A 9,137-nucleotide genomic window follows, 5' to 3' on the forward strand; every position below is an offset into this window, starting at 1 on the left:
TCAAAATTAGGAAGTTTAATAGTTTTGTTTGCTGCTATTTTGAAACCCTCACTACTATTGATATCTGTAAACCATTTAATTTCCTTAGTATTGGGCTGGAAACTGAAAACCGGACTGTTTTTTGGTTGGACAAAGGCTAAATATTGAGGTACAACAGGGTTAGCTTTGACAATATTCATAGGAGCAACAAAGGTAACTGCACCTACAGCACCCATTACCCCCAACAACCTGAAATTTTTATAGTATAGTTTTGATTTCATGGTTGCACCTGCTCTTCCCTAAAGCTAGGAGTAACCGCAAAATTCATTCTCACCAAACCACCCGGTTGTAACCGCACTAACCGCGATTTACTATTACGTTCATTGAATTTACGATTAGGCGCTAAAGTATAACCAGGAAGACTAGCTAAATCTAAAACACCCGTATGCGCTCCCGGTAAAACATTCGCTAAAGAGAACAACCCATTAGGATCTGTGATCACCCGATTACCATTTTCTAGATAAATGACTGCATTGGGTATCCCTGGCTCATTATTCTGTTGTTCTCCATCAAAGTTTTTATCGACAAATACACGACCAATAATAGTACCACAATCACTCGTAATCCCTGGTCTAATTTTTAGATAGTGAGTAACTGGACCATCTCTAACATCTAAATTATTATCAGCCCTCTTTGCTCTCACAACTGCACTATTACGACCAGTTCCCCGTTGAGCATCATTTGTGATTTGTGCAGCATAGATAATATTAATGCTTTCATTTCTTGCTAAATTTTCAGTAGTCTTAAAATTAATGACACTCCCATTTTCTTCTGATGTAATATCAATTGCATTTCCACCTATTGCTCCTCTCACACTTTTAGATAAAAACCTCATCCCCAAAGGTAAAGTATCTATTAACTGCACATCCTTTAACGCAACATCAGATGTATTTTTCACAGATAACCGATAGATAACTGTATCTCCAGGTTCAGCAGTAGCCCTATCTCCTGTTTTAACAATGCCTACTTGGGTTTGTTGGCACAAAGTAGCATTAAAATCCAGAGCTAATAAGCTCAGTCCCTGGGTTTCAGCATTAGTAATTGTAACTATTTGCTGCCTATCTAAAATGGTAGTCTGATTATCAAGACTAATTGGTTGACCACTCAGAGAAGAAGCTCGATACTGAATAATATTATTTTGATTATCTAAAATTTCAATCTTAATCCGTTGTTCTTGGTAAATAGAACCTGCTGGAGGATTAACCACAAGGATAAAGGTTTTGCCAATATCAGTTTGACCCTTATCTGGATCAAACAGAAAGTTATAAGCCCCCTTGACACTTTGTGGCTCGTTCAAAATAGAATAAGGATTAACATTTTCAATATTAGGCTGCTTCCCTTTAGAGATACTATTGTTAATATCATCAGGCAATTCTGTTCTAGTTAAATCAGCTAATTTTCCCAACTCAGTTTGAGTCGGATCATTAGGATTAGTATCATAAATACTAACAGAAAAACCTGTGTAATCATCTAAAAGCGTTCCACCACAACCATAAATCCGCCCTAATGGGTCAATTAATTCTATAGGAATTTCTATCCTAGTAGAAGTTCCATCATACTTGGTTTCTTTACCATCACTATCTGAAGAACTATAAGTATAAGTAGCTTGGTTGAAAAATTGTATCTTCTGTTTAACAACTAAATTTTGAGTTTCTTCTCCTCTTACTTGTATTGGTGTAGTTGTTTGCAAAACACCTGCCAACAAAATAGTAGATATTAAACTCCTACACCAACTACCTTGGAAAGCATTTTGCCTTCGTTTAGAAGGACGGTTTTTTGAATTAATTGCACCTGGGAATCTCACCTTTTTATTTCTCAATAAATTTATATTTTTTATATAGATCATGGTTTATGGGTAATTGTAGATAAGCAATCACCCATTACCAAAACAACTTCTAATGACCTACGGATTACTAACAATTAGCGAACTTGGGTTTGATAAGTTGCTGTAACAGTCGCATTTGCTGAAGTTTGTAGGGTGCGTCAGATAGAATAATTTAGGCTAAAATCAGTAACTTTAAGATTCTGACGCACCTTATTTAATCTAACTAGCAACCTACGTAATTAGCGAACTTGGGTTTGATAAGTTGCTGTAACAGTCGCATTTGCTGAAGTTTGTAGGGTGCGTCAGATAGAATAATTTAGGCTAAAATCAGTAACTTTAAGACTCTGACGCACCTTATTTAATCTAACTAGCGAACTTGGGTTTGATAAGTTGCTGTAACAGTCGCATTTGCTGGAACTGAGGTAATTTGTAAGCGAATGTGAGTATAAGCACTTGCTGGTGCAGGTTTCACTTCTTCTTTACCATTAACAGTAACTTTAATAGTGGGATTTTCTACAAAATTGCGTCCACCATCAATACTGTAGGTAATCTTGGTGTTACTAGGGGCTTTTATAGATTTTGGTACATACACCGTTCCTTTGGGAACAGGTTGATTAAGGGTTAGATTTTTAATCGGCCTATTGCTCGTATTTTCTCCACTTAAAGTGTAACGCAATACGTCACCAGGCTGAACATTACCTGCTAAAGCTTGCCAGGTGATTTTTGACTTACCTTGCTCATCTCGAACTACAACTTGCTTTTGTGCTTCTAAACGCAGTTGTAACTGTTGTTGTTTATTATTAGTATTTTGAGCTACTGCATTTGTAGACTGCCATACAGAAGCTACTGCTGGAACTTGACTGACAAATGGTACTGTAACTAGTAGAGCAATTACACCTAAATTTGTTATTGAAAAACCTTTCATTTTGTCACCTACTACAATTAATTGTGCATGACATCAGACATATATAGGACTTAGATGGCGGTTTTTTGTTTCTTCTACGGTGCGTCAGACCCGATAATTTCACCATCATTAGCCATATTTCTCCATCTGACGTGGTTGGTGAGCTTGCCGAACCACACCCTACTAACAAAGCTGAGTCCTAACCTCTTCATTTGTTAGCATCTGTAGAGACGTTCCATGGAACGTCTCTACTTTTTTCAAGAAATCTTACCTACGGTTGAGAAGTGTTGTTAACTTTACGTTGGAATGTAAATGTTCTTTCTTGACCTGGTAAAACGTTAGATATTGCTCTGACTATGTACTTAGTAACGTCAGTATCTACTGTTAGACCTTCCCGATCATTAACAGAAGTATTTGCAGGGTTGCCAGCGTAAAACTCCACAGTTCCGTTAGCAGAATCTAGAGCGGTAAAACGAACGTTGGTAGTATCAATTTGTCCGTCTGTATTGTTATCCAATGCCCAGTTGTTACCTAATGTTCCCTCTAGAGTTCCATCCTCTGTGATTACCACATTCTTGGCTTCTAGGATAACGTTTTGTGCTGTTCCAGATTGGACTTCGGAAATATTTGTATATCGAATTCGGTATTCGATAATGTTCCCAGGAGATGGTGTTTTTGGATCGGTTGAGAAGGTGCCTTGATTTCCTACAACAGGTTCACCATCACCTTGTAAAATACGTGATTCTTTCCGCAACCTTAAGAAGCCAGTGTACACGCGGTCAATAGTGATGTTTCTTGGTTCAGTACCATTAACATCAAATCCACCAGTTGCATCATCAATAAACGCTGTGATGGGTACAGGATAGCCTTTCTGTGTATCTGTAGATAGAGCAGTACCAGCAGGTAAGTCTACCAATACTTCGTAGCTTACACTAGCACCTGGTGCCACTGCAGGAATTGTGATGTATTGTGCAGCAGCATTAATCACTGTACCGGCAGCGACAGTAGTTACAGTGGTTACGAACAGGAATCGGTTATTTGCTTGATCCCAGACGTATTTTCTTGAATCTTGACCGTAAGTAATAGTGACTACAGTTTCGTTAGGTAAATCAGTTGCTACCGTTGGAGGAGTAGGAACAAGGGAAATCGGGTTAGTATTGCCACCGTTATTTTTCGCTGTGTTAGTGAAACCTACAGATGGTGGGTTGAAGGTGCTACCAGGCGCGGCATCTGTAGCAATAACCGGTGAAGACTTGTTGGTGAAGTCATCGTTTTGGTCGGTTGGACCAAAAGCTTCTGGTGCATTAAATGGACCGTTAATAACAGAGTCATTACCGGCAACATTAATTGTTAAAACGTTGTATTCCCCACGATTAGTACTAGTACCACCATCTGTACCAGTGTTATCGTTGCCTGAGTCAGTATTAGCTGTTAGTTCACCATTAGTGATATCGGTTGCGCTTGCATAACCATCATCAATGTCACCTGCCGCAATCGTGTCAGGAACACCATCACCGTTGCCATCAGTACCAATAGGAGCGCCAGCATCATTGTAGTTACTGGGTCTTTGGTCACCGGAATCGTCGTATACTTGTAGGTTATTTTCCTTAGTTTTACCAAAGACTTGGGCAATGTTAGCTACGGTCAATGGTGCAGCACCTGTAACAGCGACTCTAACCTGGAAGCCACTTACCGTTGTTCCAGGGATGATATCACCACTAGTAGTAGCAGTAGCACCAGCCGTATAAATGAAACCTACCCGTTTGACATCAGATAGGGTTGGTGATCCGCTTCCTGCTACGGTTTTCCATGAGATAGCATTGGCTTTGATTCCGTCTGTTGATCCAGCAGAGTCATCGTATACTACTGTCCAACCTGTAGGAGCCGTGGGAAGCACACTTAACTGAGTACCCAAAGGAATGGCATCGGAAATTAAGATACGGGGTGTATTAGCTACACCATCTAGTGTGATATTTTCACCCGTCAAAGTTCCAGGAGTAATTGAATTACCTGTGGGATCAGAACTTTCAACTCGTAAGCTCAAGTTGTAGGTAAAGTTGTCATCAGTAATAAGAGAACTTGTTCCACCGTCACTGTAGCTGCGGGTTTTGAGTACAGTGGCTAATGCGTAGGGCTTAACGACTGCATCAACCTTTGCCTTAATGGTAGCACTAGCTTCTCTTGTGCCGTTGACTGGTGCGCCATCAACTTCATTACCACCAGTACCATCAGCGTTATCTACCGTGTAAACGTCACCGTCTTGAGAACCACCTGCTGCTGTATTCCGGTTGACGTTCTGAGCATCACCTGGAACGTTACCTAATGTGACGGCAATTTCGTCGTTGCTCTGAGCAGAGGATAATACTCTGATGGGAACTCGAACGAGTATAGATTCACCAGGTTCGTAAGAACCAGTTTCTAAGTCGGCTGTGGTAATGGATGTCCAGTTTGCGCCGTTGTCGATACTAACTTGTACGTTTTGACCAGGCTCTACTTGCGCTTCCCCAACAACAATTACTTTGTCAGGAATACGGAACTTGGTGGGGTCGTTACCGATGTTAGTAACTTTGTAGTTGAAGTACAGAACATCACCAGCTTCAATGGTGCCAGCTGTTCCACCGTCTGTTTTAAATGTGGGTGTACCAACAGCAGTTACGGTGATACCCGCAACTTCCGCCACTGTTACTGTAACAGTGTTGGACTGGGCATTGATGGTTGTTCCTGGTGTGTTGGCATCTTCGTAGGTCGCAGTCGCGGTGTTACTGATGACTTCGCCGGCAGATGTTCCTATAGCGAGCGCTGGAGCAACCATCTGAAAGAAACCGTTAGCCAAGAATGCTGTAGCTACTAAGGAGCGAAAAATCCGCGCCTGTTGGCGAGTTGAAGACTTTTTGTTGTGACTCATGGGGGATGTTTATGCCTTTTGGATTGGCTTGATTATTTTTATTAACTGACGGCAACAAAAAAATATCTGTGCATAACAAATCTATACCTACAAAAACTGTAGATATTAATTGATATCCGTTCAGAATTTTGATTTTGTCTCAGCAAAAATAGGACTACTAACTATTTAAGTTAGAGCTATTCTTTGCATATTAATTAAGGACAGAACTAGCCTTAATTATGCTGTGGTAGTTTACCAGCAATTTTAGAAATCTGTCTTTAGGATGATTGACTCAAATCAATTAGAGAAATACCCTTGAACTTATACTATTCCCAAATATTTCCTAGTTCATGTCATTCACCCTCAGCCTTTTTTAATTTGTTAGACACAGAATATGTAAGCGTTGCATCAAGGCATTAGGGCTTAGTGCTATTTTTTTAGACAACACTAATTAACCTCCAGGTCAAATACAAAGTATTTAACCTTCAAGATTTGATACTTGTTATTGACAAGGATAAGTATTGTTTAGATTTGCATCGCTTTTGGCGATAAAATATCCTTATACACTATTACCAATCTTGTCAATAGTTAGAAATAAAAAATCTTTTGGGTGGATATGAAGTCCTAAGTATTGATCACATTTAAAGTCTCAATTGGTTAACTACAAACGGTTATTTATTGTTTGTTGTTATCAAGACTTAAATGTTGCTTAAATGTGGGGCTTGATTAGGTATTTATTCCCATCAGTACAAGAACGTTGATTTCGTTGTCCTGAATCTATGTTTACTTAAGTGAGGGTTTACATCCAAAGGCTAGTTAGAGGTGATTAGTGTTTATGTCTATTTATCCTACAGCATGGTGTACCACAAAGAAAAGCGTCATAAGTAAAAATCTCTAAAATCTTAACACCTTTTTTTTGTATTACATATAATTACAGATAAAAATGCTAAATGCAATTGAGATAATTGATACCTACCCAAGTAGTATCTTGTATCAAGTAATTATTCGTATAAATATTTTTAAGTAAAAAGCCTATTAATATATAAAGTTTGTATGTGTTTTTATTAAAACTTCATAAAGATATGCGTCTATTTACTTAGTAAATATCTTTTAGAACAGGACTCGGGCTGAATCATCAAAAAAAAATCGCTAAAGCGTAGATATTATAGGTTTTCTCTGTTTACCTACTTAGTATGTACACACCAATTGAGTGAATAATAATCCCGACTATTTTTATCGGGTATGTTTGACGTGTATTTTTGGTCGTGCTACTATCGACTCAACGTTGACAGACATACAGGGAAAGCAATTTTATGACTCAGGCAACAGCAACCTTAAACCAAGCCAACACTTCTATTTTGAAAGCATTAAAGTGTAAAGAATGTGGCGCGGAATACGAACTTAAAGCTAGTCATGTTTGTGAGTTGTGTTTTGGACCTTTGGAAGTTAAATATGACTACAATGCTTTGCGTCTGTCTGTCAGCCGTGAAAAAATTCAAGCTGGACCCAATTCAATTTGGCGCTACCGTCAATTTTTACCTGTAGCTACTGATAATGTGATAGATGTGGGAACGGGGATGACTCCTTTGGTTCGTTCTCACCGTCTTGCCCGTCGCCTGGGTTTAAATAAGCTTTATATTAAAAATGATGCGGTGAATATGCCCACCCTGAGTTTTAAAGATCGGGTGGTGTCGGTTGCGCTGAGTCGTGCTAGGGAGTTGGGTTTTACAACGGTTTCTTGTGCCAGCACTGGTAATTTAGCTAATTCTACAGCAGCGATCGCTGCCCATGCCGGTTTAGATTGTTGTGTATTTATCCCCTCTGACCTAGAAGCAGGTAAAATATTGGGTAGCCTGATTTATAGCCCCACACTGATGGCTGTGAAAGGCAACTACGATCAAGTTAATCGGCTCTGTTCAGAAGTAGCCAATACACACGGCTGGGGATTTGTCAATATTAATTTACGTCCATACTATTCTGAAGGTTCTAAAACACTAGGCTTTGAAGTTGCAGAACAACTAGGATGGGAATTACCTGATCATATAGTTGCACCCCTAGCTTCTGGTTCTTTGTTCACCAAGATTTATAAAGGTTTCCGGGAATTTGTAGAAGTCGGTTTGGTGGAAGGTAAAAATGTCCGTTTTAGCGGCGCTCAAGCGGAAGGTTGTTCCCCCATTGCTCAAGCCTACAAAGAAGGACGGGACTTTATTACACCAGTTAAACCCAATACAATCGCCAAATCAATAGCTATTGGTAATCCGGCTGATGGTGTTTATGCGATGGAAATAGCTAATAAGACTAATGGTAATATTGAATCAGTTAATGATGCCGAAATTATCGAAGGGATGAAGTTGTTGGCAGAAACCGAAGGCATTTTCACTGAAACAGCAGGTGGTACAACCGTTGCTGTGTTGAAAAAGTTGGTAGAAGCTGGCAAAATTGACCCAGATGAAACTACAGTAGTTTATATCACTGGCAATGGTTTGAAAACCCAAGAAGCAATTCAAGGTTATGTTGGTGAACCTCTGACAATTGATGCTAAACTAGATAGTTTTGAACGAGCGCTAGAAAGATCCCGCACTCTTGATCGTTTAGAATGGCAACAAGTCCTGGTTTAAATGGTCAACGACTGACCCTATATCGTTACACTTCATACCTCATATTTTTCCTATGGCTGTTACAGTTTTAGTTCCTACTCCTCTACAAAAATTTACGAATAACCAAGCTACCCTAGAATGTAGTGGTAGCAATGTTGGCGAGCTTTTTAATTCCTTAGAGCTAAGTTGTCCTGGCATTAAAGCCCGCTTGTGCGATGAAGAAGGAAAACCCAGACGCTTTTTAAATTTCTATGTCAATAGCGAAGATATTCGCTTTTTGCAAGGTACAGAAACATCTTTAAAAGATGGGGATGAGGTCAGTATTGTTCCAGCCGTTGCCGGTGGTTGATGAAAGAGGGAATAGAGAACAGGGAAATCAATAATTCTTTAATTGCTTCCTGTTGCTTTTCCCTATTTTAAGTTAAATAATAGAGGATGGGTAAAATGCCCCTCCCAAAATGCTTTGACTAAAATCCTACATTTGGATTTAGATGTTCAGAGTGTCAATGACTCAAGAATGACTTATTAAGGATTACAGATCATGCAAGTTCTAAAAAGAGCTATTAAACCACAAACTTATATATCTTTGCTCCACATCTACCAAACTACTTGGGGAACTGCTGGTGATATCTGTTTGGTGCGTGAATCTGTAGCTGAATTAAGTGTATCAAAATTTGTCGGTCATAAACTCCAGTTAGCTATCCCTAAAGGGTTGGAACGTCATCGTTTGGGGGATTTGATGGTGATCAAGGTTGCAGGTCATGTGGGTGACGGACATCCTAAAGATCGTAACTCAGAATGGGAGATTTATGAAGGTATAGATAAGGAATTAGCGATCGCTGCTCTCAAGCCCTGGGGTTTTAAGTTGGTTGAGTATACTGATTAAAC

At 39.4% G+C, this 9,137-nt stretch carries 7 protein-coding genes; 3 read left to right on the top strand and 4 right to left on the bottom strand.

The window, feature by feature from the left end; all coding sequences use genetic code 11:
* The 4 genes from VB711_RS17370 to VB711_RS17385 form a co-directional block, all read right to left on the bottom strand.
* Window positions 1–260: hypothetical protein (locus VB711_RS17370; RefSeq protein ID WP_323287448.1), on the bottom strand; the 260-nt coding region annotated here is incomplete at its 3' end.
* Window positions 257–1,843, bottom strand: a complete 1,587-nt coding sequence (locus tag VB711_RS17375; protein ID WP_323287449.1) for a hypothetical protein — start codon at window positions 1,841–1,843, stop codon at window positions 257–259. The genes VB711_RS17370 and VB711_RS17375, both read right to left, overlap by 4 nt.
* 388 nt (window positions 1,844–2,231) lie before the next feature.
* Window positions 2,232–2,789 carry a hypothetical protein gene (locus VB711_RS17380; RefSeq protein ID WP_323287451.1) on the bottom strand — a complete coding sequence of 186 codons (558 nt, stop codon included), beginning with the start codon at window positions 2,787–2,789 and terminating at the stop codon, window positions 2,232–2,234.
* 250 nt (window positions 2,790–3,039) lie between these two features.
* On the bottom strand, window positions 3,040–5,673 hold the full coding sequence (locus VB711_RS17385; RefSeq protein WP_323287452.1) for a hypothetical protein: 2,634 nt from the start codon (window positions 5,671–5,673) through the stop codon (window positions 3,040–3,042).
* A 1,292-nt stretch (window positions 5,674–6,965) separates the two neighbouring features.
* Between VB711_RS17385 and thrC the strand changes: the two genes are divergently transcribed.
* The 3 genes from thrC (at window position 6,966) to VB711_RS17400 (ending at window position 9,135) form a co-directional block, all read left to right on the top strand.
* Window positions 6,966–8,270: a threonine synthase gene (thrC, locus tag VB711_RS17390; RefSeq protein ID WP_323287453.1), complete on the top strand. Its 1,305-nt coding sequence runs from the start codon at window positions 6,966–6,968 to the stop codon at window positions 8,268–8,270.
* Window positions 8,271–8,322: 52 nt separating this feature from the next.
* Window positions 8,323–8,598 carry a MoaD/ThiS family protein gene (locus VB711_RS17395; protein WP_323287454.1) on the top strand — a complete coding sequence of 92 codons (276 nt, stop codon included), beginning with the start codon at window positions 8,323–8,325 and terminating at the stop codon, window positions 8,596–8,598.
* 192 nt (window positions 8,599–8,790) lie between these two features.
* Window positions 8,791–9,135, top strand: a complete 345-nt coding sequence (locus VB711_RS17400; RefSeq protein ID WP_323287455.1) for a hypothetical protein — start codon at window positions 8,791–8,793, stop codon at window positions 9,133–9,135.
* The last annotated feature ends 2 nt before the right edge of the window (window positions 9,136–9,137 follow it).

This window comes from Cronbergia sp. UHCC 0137 (genome assembly GCF_034932285.1).
Taxonomy (GTDB): domain Bacteria; phylum Cyanobacteriota; class Cyanobacteriia; order Cyanobacteriales; family Nostocaceae; genus Cronbergia.